The sequence below is a fragment of the Micromonospora violae genome (genome assembly GCF_004217135.1).
In the GTDB taxonomy this organism is placed as follows: Bacteria; Actinomycetota; Actinomycetes; order Mycobacteriales; family Micromonosporaceae; genus Micromonospora; species Micromonospora violae.
The window spans coordinates 1,748,282-1,764,729 of sequence record NZ_SHKK01000001.1 but is presented as its reverse complement, the minus strand read 5'-3'; the positions used below and the strand labels follow the sequence as shown (position 1 = coordinate 1,764,729).

11 protein-coding genes and 1 pseudogene are annotated in these 16,448 nt (G+C 70.4%); 8 read left to right on the top strand and 4 right to left on the bottom strand.

Annotated features, from left to right (window positions below; translation table 11 throughout):
- The first annotated feature begins 34 nt into the window (after positions 1-34).
- From EV382_RS07900 to EV382_RS33950, 4 genes and pseudogenes are all read left to right on the top strand, one after another.
- Positions 35-832, top strand: a complete 798-nt coding sequence (locus EV382_RS07900) for an AfsR/SARP family transcriptional regulator (RefSeq protein WP_130400927.1) — start codon at positions 35-37, stop codon at positions 830-832.
- A gap of 130 nt (positions 833-962) precedes the next feature.
- Positions 963-1,289: pseudogene (locus EV382_RS07895) on the top strand (TcmI family type II polyketide cyclase); the annotation flags it as partial.
- A gap of 115 nt (positions 1,290-1,404) precedes the next feature.
- Entirely contained in the window at positions 1,405-2,754 is a 1,350-nt protein-coding gene (locus EV382_RS07890) for an FAD-dependent oxidoreductase (protein WP_130400926.1), read from the top strand.
- Between the two features lie 309 nt (positions 2,755-3,063).
- Positions 3,064-4,119 (top strand): hypothetical protein, encoded by a 1,056-nt coding sequence (locus EV382_RS33950; protein WP_244236589.1) that lies wholly within the window; start codon positions 3,064-3,066, stop codon positions 4,117-4,119.
- Between the two features lie 210 nt (positions 4,120-4,329).
- Here EV382_RS33950 and EV382_RS07880 read toward each other — a convergent pair whose 3' ends face one another.
- Together EV382_RS07880 and EV382_RS07875 are read right to left on the bottom strand one after the other, a co-directional pair.
- Positions 4,330-5,046 carry an isocitrate lyase/PEP mutase family protein gene (locus EV382_RS07880; protein ID WP_130400924.1) on the bottom strand — a complete coding sequence of 239 codons (717 nt, stop codon included), beginning with the start codon at positions 5,044-5,046 and terminating at the stop codon, positions 4,330-4,332.
- Between the two features lie 83 nt (positions 5,047-5,129).
- Positions 5,130-5,432, bottom strand: coding sequence for a GNAT family N-acetyltransferase (locus EV382_RS07875; RefSeq protein ID WP_208758337.1), 303 nt, complete (start codon positions 5,430-5,432; stop codon positions 5,130-5,132).
- Between the two features lie 162 nt (positions 5,433-5,594).
- Here EV382_RS07875 and EV382_RS07870 point away from each other — a divergent pair, with 162 nt between their 5' ends.
- From EV382_RS07870 to EV382_RS07860, 3 genes are all read left to right on the top strand, one after another.
- The gene (locus tag EV382_RS07870; RefSeq protein ID WP_130400922.1) at positions 5,595-6,290 is read left to right on the top strand and encodes a DUF1223 domain-containing protein; all 696 of its coding nucleotides are present in this window, start codon (positions 5,595-5,597) and stop codon (positions 6,288-6,290) included.
- Between the two features lie 40 nt (positions 6,291-6,330).
- A complete protein-coding gene (locus EV382_RS07865; protein ID WP_130400921.1) occupies positions 6,331-6,705 on the top strand; it encodes an MmcQ/YjbR family DNA-binding protein in 375 nt (124 codons plus the stop codon).
- Between the two features lie 156 nt (positions 6,706-6,861).
- A complete protein-coding gene (locus EV382_RS07860) occupies positions 6,862-9,738 on the top strand; it encodes a glycosyl hydrolase (RefSeq protein ID WP_130400920.1) in 2,877 nt (958 codons plus the stop codon).
- A gap of 92 nt (positions 9,739-9,830) precedes the next feature.
- Here the strand turns inward: EV382_RS07860 and EV382_RS07855 are convergent, their stop codons facing one another.
- Both EV382_RS07855 and EV382_RS07850 read right to left on the bottom strand, forming a co-directional pair.
- Positions 9,831-11,201: a glycoside hydrolase family 10 protein gene (locus EV382_RS07855; RefSeq protein ID WP_208758336.1), complete on the bottom strand. Its 1,371-nt coding sequence runs from the start codon at positions 11,199-11,201 to the stop codon at positions 9,831-9,833.
- Between the two features lie 342 nt (positions 11,202-11,543).
- Complete coding sequence (locus tag EV382_RS07850; RefSeq protein WP_425271874.1) at positions 11,544-13,388, bottom strand: family 43 glycosylhydrolase; 1,845 nt, start codon at positions 13,386-13,388, stop codon at positions 11,544-11,546.
- Between the two features lie 631 nt (positions 13,389-14,019).
- On the opposite strand from EV382_RS07850, the gene EV382_RS07845 reads away from it, so the two are divergent.
- Entirely contained in the window at positions 14,020-16,353 is a 2,334-nt protein-coding gene (locus tag EV382_RS07845; protein WP_130400919.1) for a beta-L-arabinofuranosidase domain-containing protein, read from the top strand.
- The last annotated feature ends 95 nt before the right edge of the window (positions 16,354-16,448 follow it).

Here is a 16,448-nt window from a genome sequence, read left to right as displayed (position 1 = left end):
CAGTCGGGACGAGCGTTCCGCAGGGGGTGCCGCCGTGGCCGCTGATCCGTCCGTGCCGACCGCCGGAGACCCGCCCGAGGAGGGCGTCTCACTCCACCTGCTCGGGGGCTTCCGACTCCTGCGCGACGCGGTGCCGGTCGTGGTGCCGCGTGGGCTGCAACGGGTGATCGCGCTGATCGGCCTGCGCCCCGGCGCCACCCGCAGCCAGCTCGCCGGCCTGCTCTGGCCCGACGCGTCGGAGGAGCGGGCGCTGTCCTCCCTGCGCACCGCCCTGTGGCGGCTCCGACAGGACCCGTGCTGCCCGATGACCGTGGCCAGCGACACCGTACGGCTCGGTCCGGCGGTCCGGCTCGACGTGGACGACCTGGTCGGCACCGCGGCCCGGGTCCGAGACGGCGACGACCCCCGTACCGCGGCCGGGGCGCTCGCCGCCGGACGCCACGACCTCCTCCCCGGCTGGTACGACGACTGGGTGCTACTGGACCGGGAGCGCCTACGCCAGCTGCGCCTGCACATGCTGGAACAGGTGGCCGGGCACCACCTGGCCGCGGGGCGGCACGGTGAGGCCCTCGAAGCGGCGCTGGAGGCGATGGCCGCCGAGCCGTTACGGGAGACACCACACCGGCTGGTGGTCCGCATCCACCTGGCCGAGGGCAACGCCTTCGAAGCCGTGCACGCCTTCTACGTCTACCGGGACCTGCTGCGCCGGGAGTTGCGGCTGGAGCCGAGCCCCGCCATGAGCGCCCTGCTCGACGACACGCTCGCGCCGATCCGCCAGGCCAGCCGCGACGCCATCACCGGCCGCCCGTCAGCGGCCGGTCGGCGTACCTGACGCCGTCGTCCGTCACCGGCTGCCCGGCGTACGTGACGGTGACGTGACAGACGCTGCGGCACGGTGGAGCGCACAGAGCACGTGGCACCGATCCCCGAGGGTCGGGCACGCCACCGGCGGAAGGGGTCCCATGAGTCGTCTACTGATCGTCAGCCGGATCATCCCGGGAGCGGAGGGGCGGGTCGCGCAGATCTTCGCCGAGTCCGACGCCACCGAACTCCCCAGCCTGACCGGCGTCACGCACCGATCCCTGTACTGCCTGCACGACCTGTGCGTACACCTGCTGGAGACCTCGGACGACATCGATCCGGACGCACTCGCGGCGGCCCGCAACCACCCGCTCTTCCAGCAGGTCAACGAGCGGCTCTCCGCGCACACGTCGCCGTACCTGCCGACCTGGCGCTCCCCCCGCGACGCGATCGCCGGGTGCTTCTACCGGTGGGACGCCGCCACCGCGCCCGTGACCCGCCCAGCCAGCACCACCGCGCCCGTGGCCCGACCTGCCAGCACCGACGCGCCGGTGGCGCACCCAGCCAGTACCGACGCGCCCGCCGCGCACTCGGCCGGTTGACATGTCCGCCGCGCCACCGCACGTCCTGATCATCGGCGCGGGCACGGGTGGGCTGTGCCTGGCGCACGGCCTGCGCCGCGCGGGGATCAGCGTCGCCGTCTACGAACGGCACCGCGACCGCGCCGACGGGCTGCTCGGCTACCGGGTCGGCATCGGCCCCACCGGTAGCCGGGCGCTGCGGGAGTGTCTGCCCCCGGAGTTGTTCGCCACCTTCCTGGCCACCTGTGCCCGGCCGCCGCACTACTTCAACGTCGTCACCCAGGGGCTCCGCCAGACCGCGTCGTTCGCGCTCCGGCCGAACGACGACCCGGTGCGCACCGAACACTCGGTGGCCCGGATGGTGCTGCGCCAGGTGCTGCTGACCGGCCTGGAGGACGTGGTGCACTTCGACAAGACCTTCACCCGGTACGAGCAGCGCGACGACGGCACGGTCACCGCGCACTTCGCCGACGGCACCAGCGCCACCGGCAACCTGCTGGTGGCGGCCGACGGCACCCACTCCGCCGTACGCCGCCAGTACCTGCCGCACGCTGTCACCCGCGACGCCGGGACGATCAACATCGCCACCCGGATCCCGCTGACCCCGCACACCCGCGGTCTCATCCCGGAGCGGGTCCAGCAGGGCATCTCGCTGATCTTCGGCGTCGGCGGGATGATGGGCGTGCTGCACGTCATGGAGTTCAAGTGGGACGCCGAACGGGCGATCAAGCCCGGCGTGGCCGAGGCCGACGCCGCCCTGCTGCGAGACTGGCCCGGCCTGGCCCACGACACCACCAGCGACAACATCAACCTGATCATCTGGAGTGCGGCCCGCCGGTTCCCGGCCGACGTGATGGAACGCCGCGGCGATGACCTGCTCAACGTCGCCCTGGGCCTCACCTCGAACTGGCATCCGCACCTTCGGGAACTGCTGACCCGCGCGGACCCGGCCAGCGCCCTACCGATCAAGGTGTCCACGTCCGAGCCGGTGCCGCCCTGGAAGAGCAGCACCGTCACGATGCTCGGCGACGCCATCCACACCATGACCCCGGGTCGCGGGGTGGGCGCGAACACCGCGCTACGCGACGCCCGCCTACTCTGCGAACAGCTCAGCCTCGCCACCGCCGGGGACAAGACCCTGCTCCAGGCGGTCGCCGACTACGAGGCCGTGATGGCCCCGTACGGCTTCGCTCGGGTCGCCGAATCACTGAACCGCAGCGGCACCAACGGCGACGACCGGATGTACCGGCCGGTGGTGGGTCGACTCGCGCTGCTCGGCGCGCGCGGCTACTTCGGAGTGACCAGCCGGGTGCCACCGCTGCGTCGCCGGTTCGTCGACGACTTCCACACCTACGAGGGCGACCGGGACTGAACCCCGCTCCGACCCGGGCTCGGCGTTTACGCGCCGGGCCCGGGTCTCGTCGTGTCCGACGCGCTGCCCTGCCGGGCCAATCTCTCGGGGCGGGCCGGTCTCGCGGGTCAGGTCTGCCCTGATCGGGCAACGCTGTGTCACCCGCTCGGCACCGGCTGAGGTGGCTGGCCCACCCACACCGCTGTCGACCGATCCTGCCTGTCGTCGGCAATACGCGTGTGCGAAGCTGCGGCGAGTTTTTCTCGCGACTTTTCCAACGAGCTGAGAGGGAGGTTCGCCGTGGCGTGGTCTTTCGGACACTCGCTGATAGTGGTACTGGCACTGGTGCTCGGCCTGGCCGCCGGGTGGCTGCTGCGCGGCCGGCGGGACGTACAGGGCAATTCGATTGTGGATGGTGACCCCGTCGCCGGCCTGGCCGTGATTGCCACGCCCACGCCGGCCGCCACCACCGACGAGGCCCAGCCCGCGGCCGCTGTCGACCCGGCACCCACCGCGGTCGCCGACGAGCCGGTGCCGGTCGACACGGTCAGCGCGCCCGCCGCGGTGACCGAACCCGACGACCCCACCCCGGTGGCCGTGCCGGCGGACGCCCCGAGCGCCGCCGACCCGGCGGACATGGCCCTGACCGAGGACCCGCCGCCGGTACCGGTCACCGCGCCGTCCGACGCTGCTGAGCTGCGGCCGGAGCCGGCCGTGGAGTCGACCCCGGAGCCGGTCACGGTGGACGAGCAGCCCGCCCCGGCGGCCGTGGTCGCGCCCCGGCAGCCCGCGGACGACCTGCCGCCCACCGACGCGGCCCCGCTCGACGCGGCCCCGCTCGACGCCGCGCCGATCGACGCCGCGCCCGTCAACGCCACTCCGATCGACACCTCGGCGGCCGCAGAAGCGCCGGTCTCCGTCGGCGCGGCCGGCGACGCGGAGAGCACGGCCACGGCGGTCGACCCGACGCCGGCGGAGCCGCTGGCAACGGCCGGCCCATCGGACGCCGAGGCTGCGGCCGACGACACGGGGAGCGAGCGGTCGGCGGCGGCCACGCCGCCGGTCCGGCCGACCACCGCCGCGACCCCTGCGGTCGGTTCGGCCGCCGACGCGGCGATCAGCGTCGACGCCGATCCGACCGGCCCGGCCGACGACTTCCGCCGGATTCAGGGAATCGGGCCGAAGATGGCGGCCGCGTTGCAGGACGCCGGCGTACGCACGTACGGCCAGCTCGGCGAGTTGGACGAGCCGGCCCTGCGCGACCTGATCCGGGCCGCCGGCCTGCGCGCCGCACCGGGGCTGGCCAGCTGGCCGCAGCAGGCACGCGTGCTCGCCGGTGCCGGTGACGAGATGGCCGCGGTACTGCCCAACGGCAACCAGGTCTGACCACCCGCATTCGAGCCCCCGGCAACCGTCCATCGCGGCGGGCGCCGGGGGCTCGGTCGTAGCTGCCGGAACCCCGCCGACGCCCACCGACCCGGTGATCGACTCGGCATTCAGGAAACCGCGCCAACCACCCGGCTCGGACACCCCGACTTTCAGAAACCCGAGTCGATCACACGCGTCAGGCGCGCAGCGCGGGGGTGACGTCGCGCCTCAGGCGCGCAGCGCGGCCGCGAGGTCGCCGATCGCGCTCATCGCGTACCGCTGCATGTCCGGGCCGAAGGTGATGCGGGTGGCGCCCTGCCGGCCCAGCTCGGCCACGGACTCCCGGTCCGGTCCGGCGACCATGTTGATCGGCCCGGAGATGCCGGCCCGCAGCTGCGGAAGCACCTGCGGCGGGGCCAGGATCGGGTAGATACAGTCGGCGCCGGCCGCCACGTAGCGGCGGGCGCGATCCACCGCGTCGGCCAGGTCGCCCGTGCCGGCCAGGAACGTGTCGACGCGGGCGTTGATGAAGAGCGCGTCACCCGCCTCCGCGCGTACCTCGGCCAGCCAGTCCGCATGCCGCTGCGGGTCCGTGAGGGTGGCGTGCCCCTGGGAGTCCTCCAGGTTGCAGCCGACGGCGCCGGCCTCCAGCAGCCGCCCGACCAACTCGGCCGGGGCGAGGCCGTAACCGCCCTCGACGTCGGCGGACACCGGAACGGACACGGCGCGGACGATGCGCGCGATCGCCGCGAACATCTCGTCCGGCGGGGTCGCGCCGTCCTCGTAGCCGAGCGAGGCGGCGACGCCCGCGCTCGGGATCGCGAGCGCCGGGTAACCGGCGTCGGCCAGCACCTGGGCGCTGGCCGCGTCCCAGGGCCCCGGCAGCACGAGCGGATCGCCGATGGCACGGTCGTGGTGCAGGGCGCGGAACGCGGCGGCGGTCATCGTGGGGTCTCCTGACAGGGCTGCGGAGGGCGGGGTTCAGATCTCAGCGTGGACAGCACGCACGGTACGCACGGCCGCTTCGCTTATTTGATCTTACGGGTGGAGCGGACCACGATGCCCTCGTACTCCGGGTGTTTGACCAGCCAGTCGGCGAGGAACGGGCAGATCGGCACGACGATCCGGCCCTTGCTCCGGGCGTCGTCCATCACGGCCCGCGCCAGCGTCGACCCGACACCCCTGCCCTCGTACGCCGGATCCACCTCGGTGTGGGTGTAGGCGATGATCGAGCCGGTCAGCTGGTAGGTGACGAACCCGGCGACCGCGCTGGCCTCGTCGCGCGCCTCGAAACGCTCCCGCGCCGGCGCGTCTGTCACGGTGAACTGCACACGATCATCCAACCACCCGACCCGGCGGGGCTCACCGCGAGGCCGGCGGCGGCCCCGGCGCCACGCGCATTGTCCGCGCCGAAACGGGAAACGCAACGCCGCCGGGCACCTTCGGTGGCCGCCCGGCTCGGCCAGGCGCAGCAGCTGAGGAGACATGCCACCATGACCAGCGCGTCCACCGACGGCGGCTTCGCCGTCGTCGAAATGTTCACCTCCCAGGGCTGCAACAGTTGCCCTCCGGCGGAGGAGTTGCTCAGCGAGCTCGAACGCGACGCGCGGGACCGGGGCCAGAACGTCTTCGCCCTCGGCTTCCACGTCGACTACTGGGACGACCTCGGGTGGCCGGACCAGTTTGCAGCGCCGGCGTACACCGCACGGCAGGGGGCGTACGCCCGCGCGTTCGGTTCCGGACGTCTGTACACCCCGCAGATGGTCGTCAACGGGACCGTCGAGTTCGTCGGCTCCGATCGTCGACGGGCGGCCAGCGCGATCATGTCCGCCATGGCCTCGACCGCCACCACACCACTGACGCTCTCCGTGGGCACCCTCGGCGACGGTCGGGTGCTGCTGGACTACCGGACCGAACGGCCGCCGCAGCGGGCCGTCCTGCACGCCGCGGTCGTGGAGCGGGGCCTGGACAGCGAGATCGCCCGGGGCGAGAACGCCGGGCGGACGCTGCGGCAGGACAACGTCGTGCGCGCCTTTCGGTCGGTGGCTCTGGACGCCGAGCGGGGGCAGGTGGAGCTGACGACACCCCCGGGTTTCGATCCGCAGCGCGCCAGCGTGATCGGTTTTGTCCAGGAGAACGGCGATCGGGCGATCGTCGGCGCCACCGCCATCGAGCTGTCCACCGCGTAATCTCGGCGCATGCGGACGGTGGGCGGCGCGAGGGGGTTCGGTGGTTGACGCGGACGACGTACGCCGGGTGGCGCTGGCCCTGCCGCACACGGTGGAGATCGCCAGTGACGGTTTCGATTTCCGGGTGGCCGACAAGGGCTTCGTCTGGTCCTACCCGGAGCGGATCCCGGGCAGGCCGCGGGTGATCCGGCGCGACATCGCGGTGCTGTTCGTGGGCGACGAGGCCGAGAAGCAGGCCCTCCTGCTCGGGGAGCCCGACATTTTCTTCACCGCGCCCGGCTACGACGGCCTGCCTCTGGTGCTGCTGCGCCTGCCGATGGTCGACCTCGACCGGTTGACCGAGCTGGTGACCGACGCGTGGCAGATGCGCGTGCCGGACGCGTTGCGGGGCGACCCCGCAGCCGCGGGCAAATAGCGACATCAGCACGCAACCGGCTGGACACATTGACGGGGATCTCGGTGCTCCACTACCGTGGCCGAGAGAGCGCTCTCTCGCCTGACCTTCCCCCACATTCCAGACGCATCGCGCCGGACCGGCAAAGGGCCGCACCCGGCGCGCGATGGAGGCACGATGAAACCTCCCGTCCCCCACCGCCGATGGGCCCTGGCCGCCGCCAGCGCGCTGGCCCTGGTCGTCGGCGGCCTCGCCATCCCGGTCACCCGCGCGGCCGAAGCCGCACCCGTCGGCGCCGGCAGCTACACCACCACCCCGGTCGGCCCGCTCCCCAGCGGCTGCGGCGCGATGTCCAGCAACCCCCGGCAGTTCGCCACCGCCAACGCGCCCGCCGGGCCGATACCCACCAACGACTGGTGGTCCTCACTGCTGTGGAAGCGCACGGACTGCTCCTTCAGCGAGCCACTGCACGCCCACCCGATCTCGTACGACACCTTCGGCGACGGGCTCGGCTTCTCCGCCAACTCCACGCCCGCCATCAGCGGCACCGCCACCGGTGTCGGCGAGTTCCACTACCCGTACGTGCAGGACATCCGGGTCGGTGTGGCCGGGCTCGGCGCGCCCCTGGTGAAGGTCGACGGCTGGACGGACTGGACGGTCAGCCCGCACTGGAGCGACGGCACGCGCACCATGCGCGCGACCATCGGCCACGGTCTGCCGTTCGCGTACTTCCAGACCAGCGGCGGGAACGCGCAGATCAGCACCGCCGGCACCCCGGACGTCTGGTCCAACAGCGGCGCGACCATCGGCTTCCGGGTCAACGGCCACGACTACGTCGGGTACGCGCCCAGCGGCGCCACCTGGACCGTGGCCTCCGGCCGGATCTCGTCCAGCCTGGCCGGTCGGGGCTACTTCTCCGTCGCCCTCCTACCGCCGACGTCGAGCGCGAACGAGCGGGCCAGCCTGGCCGCGACCTACGGCCAGTACGCCCACGCCCACGTCACCGGCACCCAGGTGTCGTACGCCTACAACCCCGCCACCAGCGCCCTGACCACCACGTACGCGTTCACCACGACGGCCCGGGAGGGCACCGCCACGCAGACCGTGGTCAGCCTCTACCCGCACCAGTGGAAGTCGCTGAGCGGCTCCACCGCGATCACACCGACCTACCCGTCGGCGCGCGGCCGGATGAAGGTGCTCACCGGCGTCAACCAGTTCCGCACCGCCATGAAGTTCCAGGGCATCCTGCCGGAGCTGCCGGCCGTGGGCGACGGCAGCGGAAGCGACCTGGCGACGCTCACCAGCCAGCTGGCCGCCGTCCGCGGCAACCCCATGGACCAACGCGGCAACGACACCTACTGGACCGGCAAGGGGCTCGGTCGGGCGGCGCGGATCGCCGAGATCGCCGACCAGGTCAACGACATCACAACGCGCGACAGCGCGCTGAACGCGATCCGCAGCACGCTCACCGACTGGTTCACCGCGTCCAGCGGCAAGACCAGCAGGGTCTTCTACTACGACAACAACTGGGGCACTCTGATCGGCTACCCGGCGTCGTACGGGTCCGACCAGGAACTCAACGACCACCACTTCCACTACGGCTACTACATCGCCGCCGCCGCGACCCTGGCGAAGTTCGACCCGACCTGGGCCAGCGCCAGCCGCTACGGCGGCATGGTCGACCTGCTGATCCGGGACGCCAACAACTACCGTCGCGACGACACCCGCTTCCCGTACCTGCGTGACTTCGACATCTACGCCGGCCACGACTGGGCGTCCGGGCACGGCTCCTTCGGCTCGGGCAACAACCAGGAGTCCTCCTCGGAGGGGATGAACTTCGCGAGCGCCCTGATCCAGTGGGGGCAGACGACCGGCAACACCGCCGTCCGCGACGCGGGCGTCTTCCTCTACACCACGCAGGCCGCGGCCATCCAGGAATACTGGTTCGACGTCAGCGACCAGAACTTCCCCAGCGCCTTCGGGCACTCGACGGTCGGCATGGTCTGGGGCGACGGCGGCGCGTACGCCACCTGGTTCAGCGCCGAGCCGGAGATGATCCAGGGCATCAACCTGCTCCCGGTCACCGGCGGCCACCTCTACCTGGGCAACAACCCGGCGTACGTGCGGACCAACTACGCCGAACTCGTCCGCAACAACGGCGGGCAACCGACCGTGTGGCAGGACATCCTCTGGCAGTTCCAGGCCCTCGGGGACGCTGACTCGGCGCTGGCGAACCTGCGCGCGAACCCCGGCTACACCCCGGAGGAGGGCGAGAGTCGCGCGCACACGTTCCACTGGGTCCGCAACCTCGCCGCCCTCGGCACTGTCGACACCACGGTGACCGGGAGCCATCCGCTCTCCGCGGTCTTCTCCCGCAACGGGGCCCGCACCTACGTGGCGTCGAACCCGACGGCATCACCGATCACTGTGACGTTCTCCAACGGCACCACCCTCGCCGTGGGGGCCGGGAAGACGGCCACCACCGGGGCGTACACCTGGAGCGGTGGCAACGCGGCCGGCGGCGTCCCACCAACGACGACGCCGCCGCCGACCGATCCCCCGCCGACGACCACCCCGCCGCCGTCCACCGGCGGGCCGACCCGTTACCTGCTGCCCGGGGGTGGGTTGGGCGCCGCCGGTAGCGCTGCCACGACGACGGTCGTGGCAGCGAACGGCAACCACGACGGTACGCCCACCAACGCCCAGGTCTTCACGGCGACCGGCCTCACCTTCGCCTACTCCGGTGGACAGACCACGTTCGACCTGTTCGTGGACGCCGGGACGGCGGTCGGCAACGGCATACAGGTGCGGATCTCCTACGACCTCACCGGCAACGGCAGTTGGGAGCGGGTGGAGACGCTGCGCTACTTCGCCACCGACCCGATCCCCGGCTACGAGCACTACACCCAGAACGCCGGCCTGGCCTCGGCCACCGGCACGTTGGGCGCGATGAGCAACGGCACCGTCCGGGTGGAGGTCTGGTCGGCGATCGGCAACAACCCGAGCACGGTGGGCATCGGCAACCAGTCGGTGCTGCGGCTTCCATACTCCTGATCGATCCGCTCGTCACGACACGGCGTCGGCCGGTGTGCGGGACCGGGATCGGTCCCGCACACCGGCCGACGTGTGCGCTCAGTCGGTCGTTGTCAGGAGGCGGTGCAGGTGGGCGTCATGCCAGCCCCGTTACCGGTGCCCTGGAAACCGAACTCGGCGACCTGACCGCCGCCGAGCCGGCCGTTGTAGTCCACGTTGGCGAACCGCACGGTGCCGGTGGACCCGCTGGCCGTCGCACTCCAGGTGTTGGTCACAGCGGCGCCGCTGGCGAGGGTGAGGGTGACGGTCCACCCGCTCGTGCCGGCGGAACCGGCGGTCACCTTCACATTGGCCACGAACCCGCCGGTCCACGAGTTCAGGGACACCGACGCCGAGCAACCACCCGTGGTCGGCGGCGGCGTGGTGGGCGGCGGGTCGGTGGGCGGGGGCGTCGTCGTCGGCGGGGTGGTCGGGATACCCGGGCCGGCGTTGAGGGCGTTCAGGACGTTGGTGTACGCGGCCTTCTTGTTGCCGTTGCAGTCGAACAGCAGCGCGTTGTCGGAGCCACGCCACGAGTCACAGTCCCGCACCCCCCACACCGTGATGCCGGTGCAGCGCGAGACGTTCATGCAGGCGCGGGTGACGGCGCCGAAGATGTTGGCCTGGTTGCCGCCGGTCATCACGTCCAGCTCGGTGATCTGCACATCCACACCGAGATCAGCGAACCGCTGCAGGTTCGCCTGGTAGTCACCGGCCAGCGAGGTGCCCAGGTGCGACTGGAACCCCACACAGTCGATCGGCACACCACGGGACCTGAAGTCCCGCACCATGTTGTAGATCCCCGTCGACTTCGCGTTGATCCCGTCGGTGTTGTAGTCGTTGTAACACAACTTCGCACCCGGATCCGCCGCCCGCGCCGCCCGGAACGCCGCCTCGATCCAGTCATTACCGGTGCGCTGCAGGTTCGAGTCCCGCCGCCCACCAGAACCACCATCGGCGAACGCCTCGTTCACCACATCCCACGAGTGAATCTTGCCCCGGAAATGCGTCGCCACCTGCGTCACGTGGTTGATCGCCGCGTTGCGCAAGGCGCTGCCCGACATGCCCTGCGCCCAACCCGGCTGCTGCTGGTGCCACAGCAACGCGTGACCTCGCACGCTCATGCCGTTGGCCTGCGCGTGACTGACCAGACGATCACCACCGGTGTAGCTGAACCGACCCTGCTGCGGCTCGGTGGCATCCCACTTCATCTCATTCTCAGCCACCACGCTGTTGAACTCACGATTCAAAATCGTCGTGTAGACGCTGGTGGACAACTTGCCCGTGGCGACCGCCGCACCGAAGTAGCGGCCCTTCTCGGCCGCCGAGGCACCCAGGGTCGTGCCGGCGCTGGCCGAAGTGGTCAGCGCCATCGTCATGCCGGCGGCGAGAGCGCCGGTGACCGCTATGGTCACCGCCGCTCGCAGGGTTCTCTTGTGATTCATGCGGATTCCTTCTCTGTGGTGGTGCGGCGATAACGGCGCAGCGCACCGTGGCTGCCCGCGCGGGATCGGCACGTCAGCGGCGGTCGCCGTCGCGGTAGCGGTGCGGGGAGTCCTGAGCCGACGTCCGGCATGCCCTGGGCGGACGTCGCGCTCTGAGGGGCCACAGCAGGTTCGCCCGGTGAACCACAGGTGCGGCCGCCCTCAACCATCGACTGTGAGCGATAACATGCCGTTCGTCAAGTCGTCACCAGTCGGTGTCGAACCCGGGTCGGTCCGGTCGCGCCGGTGCGCGCGCACCACCGGGCTGTCGGGGCCGTACGCGGACGGCCCCGACAGCACCCGTCACTGGAACGAGACGTCGTCGACGAGGAGGCTGTCGGTGCCCTCCGCCGTCTCCACGTAGAAGGCGGCACCGGACAGCGTGCCGCTCCACGACACGGATGTCGTGCCGGTGAGCAGGGTCCAGCCGTTGACGTTCACCCCCACCGCAGGGGTCAGCTGGAGGTAGTTCGTCGTGCCGTTCGCGGTCAGCGACAGCGTCGCCTTCGCCGACGGGGTGCCGCTCTGTGCGCGTACCCAGACGTTGGTGGTGTAGCTCCTGCCGTTGGTGAGCTTCGCGGTGACGTCCTGGCTGGGGCCGTTCCACGCGCTGGTCCGGCCGGTGATCGACAGCGATCCGCTGCCGCCGTGCGCGACGGTGGTGGTGCGGGCGAGCGTTCCGCTGCCGTGCACACCCCAGCCCGTCGTGCCGTTCTCCACGTCGCCGTTGGTGAGCAGGTTGCCGCTGCCACCGGTGCCGCTGAACTGCCACCAGTTGACGTTGAACAGGTTGCCGCTACCGCCGGCGAAGCGCAGGTAGAGGTCGTGCGTGCCGGTCGCACCGCTCACCGCGCAGGTGGTGGTGGTCCAGGTCTGCCAACCGCCGGTGCCACCCACCGTGCAGGTGCCCACGGTCGGACCGCTGGCGCTGTCGAGGCGTACCTCGATCCGGCCGCCGCTGGTGGCCGACGCGACCCGGGCGCTGAACGAGGTGGCGCCCGCGCCGAACGCGACGCCCTTGACCTTGATGTAGTCGCCGTTCTCGATCCAACCGACGTTCATGCCGCCCTCGCTGGACGCCTCGGTCTCGATGCCCGAGCCCCACGCGATGGTCTCGGCCTCCTGCCGCACGTACGGATTCAGCGTGCCCACCTGCGGCGCACCCGTGGTGGTCATGTTCATCGTCGGAATCGTGCCGTTGCTGTTGTAGCTGAACTTCTCCACCGCGACCGAACGGGTGTAACCACTACCACCGGGCAACGCCCCGTTGTGGTAGAAGAAGTACGAGCCACCCTGGAAGTCGATGACGCCAGCGTGATTGGTGAAGCTGGCGCCCTGCCGCGGCATGATCGTTCCCCGGTACGTCCACGGCCCCGTCGGGCCCGTCGCCGTGGAGTACGCGATGAACTCCGAGCAGCACTCCGCCGCGAAGACGTTGTAGTACAACCCGTTGCGCTTGAACACCCACGGCCCCTCCTCATAGAGGGTCGGCCGACTCGCGTTGCCGTTTCGGGTACCGAACCCCGCCGTCGTGAGCGGGATGCGCGTCGCGCTGCCGGAGTACGAAATCATGTCCTGGTTCAGCTTCACGTACCACAGACCCGGGTTACCCCAGTACAGGTACGCCTGCCCGTCGTCGTCGATGAAGACGGACGGATCGATCTCGTTGTTGCCGACCAGTGGTCGACCGAGCGCGTCGCGGAACGGCCCGGTCGGGCTGTCCGCCACACCGACGCCGATGACCATCTGTCCGTTGGAGCGCTGGCGCACCGGCACGTACCAGTAGAACTTCCCGTTTCGCGCGATGACCTGCCCGGCCCACGCGTTGGCGTCCGCCCACGAGAACGTCGCCAGGCTCATCGGTGAACCGTGATCGGTCCAGTTCACCATGTCGGCGGACGAGAACACCCGCCAGTCACGCATGGTGAAATAGGTGGAACCGTCCTCGTCGTGCCCGGTGTAGAGGTACACCCGCCCGTTGTGCACCAACGGTGCCGGATCGGCGGTGTAGATGTGCTGGACGATGGGGTTGTCGGCCTTGGCCGTGCCCGGGACCAGGGCGAGGACGCAGGCCACGCTCGCCAGCCAGGCGATGGCGCGCCTGGCCCGGCCGGTGGCCCGGGGTGTGGTTCGATCTTTCACTGTCACGATTGCTCCCACTGAGAGTGCGCCGTGCGCGATGTCTGACGGGGCGAGCCACCGCTGTCCTGGTCGCCGCTCGAACGGGGTGTGCCGTTCGCACGCCGAGCAGCACGACCGATGGTCGTGTTAGCGTTAACAGATCTTCCCGAGTTCCCCCCTCCCTCAATTGACCTGGATTTTTATGAGGTGCGGGATGACCGTCGTAACCACATCGCAGCATTGATGTATCGACGCTGACATCCAAGATTTACGATGCACCGTACTGAGCGGCAGGTCGGGCGTCAACGGGCCCGCAGGACCTCGTCACCCACCGCCATCCGTCACACACAGTGACATTTTGCGGATCGCAGGCCCGGCGAGTGTCCTTCTCGGACGTCTGTCGCCCCGGATCCGCCACCCCGGTGGAGAAGCGCGGCGGAATGGGGTCAGACCGGCACCCCTGGGGGTTGCGAGCGTGTTAACGACCAACTATGTTAGCGATCACATCGATGTGTCGCGATAAGCGCCAGGGTTGGGCACCCGGCGTCCACGGCGACCGTCCCACCATCCACACCGCACCCGTCGTCGGCCGTTCGCCGCCGACCACCCGCCGCATCGACGGCGGCCCCCGACGTACCCGGCCCCCTGGAGGTTCCCCATGCCACCCCCGCCCCTCAGCCGCCGCCACCTGCTCCAGGCCGCCGGAGCCACCGTGGTGCTCTCCGCGACCGGCGCCGCCGTCTCCCCCGGGAGCGCGTCCGCCGCCATCGTGCCGCCAGCCCGGTCCGACATCGGCGTCTCGGCCTACCCGTTCGACCCCGGTCAGGTACGCCTCAACGCCGGGCGTTGGATGGACAACCAGACCCGGACACTCAACTACCTGCGGTTCGTCGACGTCGACCGGATGCTCTACAACTTCCGCGCCAACCACCGGCTGTCCACCAACGGTGCCGCCACCAACGGCGGCTGGGACGCGCCGAACTTCCCGTTCCGAACCCACATGCAGGGGCACTTCCTGACCGCCTGGGCGTACGCGTACGCGGTGCTGGGCGACACCACCTGCCGGGACAAGGCCAACTACATGGTGGCCGAGTTGGCCAAGTGCCAGGCCAACAACGGAGCCGCCGGCTTCGGCGCGGGTTACCTCTCCGGTTTCCCGGAGTCCGACTTCAACGCGCTCGAGGCACGGACGCTGTCCAACGGCAACGTGCCCTACTACTGCATCCACAAGACCCTCGCCGGGCTGCTCGACGTCTGGCGCTACACCGGCAACACCCAGGCCCGTACGGTGTTGCTATCCCTCGCCGGCTGGGTCGACAACCGGACCAGCCGCCTGAGCTCCAGCCAGATGCAGTCGATGCTGGGCACCGAGTTCGGTGGCATGAACGACGTGCTCACCGACATCTACCAGCAGACCGGCGACTCGCGGTGGCTCACCACAGCCCAACGGTTCGACCACGCCGCCGTGTTCAACCCGCTCGCCGCCAACCAGGACCAACTCAACGGGCTGCACGCCAACACCCAGGTGCCCAAGTGGATCGGCGCGGCCCGGGAGTACAAGGCAACCGGGACCACGCGCTACCGGGACATCGCCAGCAACGCGTGGAACATCACCGTCGGGGCGCACTCCTACGCCATCGGCGGCAACAGCCAGGCGGAGCACTTCCGGGCACCGAACGCGATCGCCGGGTACCTCAGCAACGACACCTGCGAGCAGTGCAACACGTACAACATGCTCAAGTTGACCCGCGAGCTGTGGCTGCTCGACCCGAACCGGACCGACTACTTCGACTTCTACGAGCGCGCCCTGATCAACCACCTGATCGGCGGGCAGAACCCGGCCGACAGCCACGGCCACATCACCTACTTCACCCCGCTGCGGCCGGGCGGACGTCGTGGTGTGGGCCCAGCGTGGGGCGGCGGCACGTGGAGCACCGACTACAACTCGTTCTGGTGCTGCCAGGGCACCGGCCTGGAGATCAACACGAGGTTGATGGACTCCATCTACTTCTACAACGGCACGACACTGAGCGTGAACCTGTTCACGCCGTCGGTGCTGAACTGGACACAGCGCGGCATCACGGTCACCCAGAGCACCAGCTACCCGGTCAGCGACACCAGCACCCTGACCCTGTCCGGGTCGATGAGCGGCTCGTGGAGCATCCGGGTGCGCATCCCGTCCTGGACCAACGGCGCGACGATCGCCGTCAACGGCACGGTGCAGAACGTCGCCACCACACCTGGCAGCTACGCCACGGTCACCCGCACCTGGGCCGCCGGGGACACCATCACGGTGCGGCTGCCGATGCAGGTTGCCATGCGGGCCGCCAACGACAACCCCTCGGTCGCCGCCGCCACGTACGGCCCGACGGTGCTGGCCGGCAACTACGGCAACACCGCGTTGAGCGCCCTGCCGTCACTCACCGTCTCCTCGATCACGCGAACCAGCACCAGTTCGCTCGCGTTCACCGCCAGCGCCAACGGGTCCACGGTGAACCTCGCACCCTTCTACGACGCCCACGGCTACAACTACACGGTCTACTGGAACACCAGCGGAGGCGGCAACACCGGCGGCAGCTACCGCCTGGTCAACGTCGGCACCGGCCTGGTCCTCGGGATCCAGAACATGTCCACCGCCGACGGGGGCCTCGCCCTGCAGTGGGGTGACACCGGCACCGCCGACCACAACTGGGTGATGGTGACCGACGGAAACGCGGTCCGCTTCCGCAACGTCCACAGCGGCAAGGTCCTGGGCGTCGAGAACATGTCCACCGCGGACAACGCCCGGGTCCTGCAGTGGGCCGACAACGGCACCGCCGACCACCGGTGGATCCTGGTCGACAACGGCGACGGCACCTACAAGATCCGCAACGGCAACAGCAACAAACTGCTCGGAATCCTGAACGGCTCGACCGCCTGGGGAGCGCAGGCCGTCCAGGACTCGGACAACGGCAGCGCGGACAACCGGTGGAGGCTGGTCCGCAACGCCTGACATCCGCCCCGCACCACGGGCTCACCGGCGCGGTCACCCGAAGGCCGCGCCGGTGACGCCGGGCGCTCCCCCGGCAGCGGTCGTACAGTGGGCAG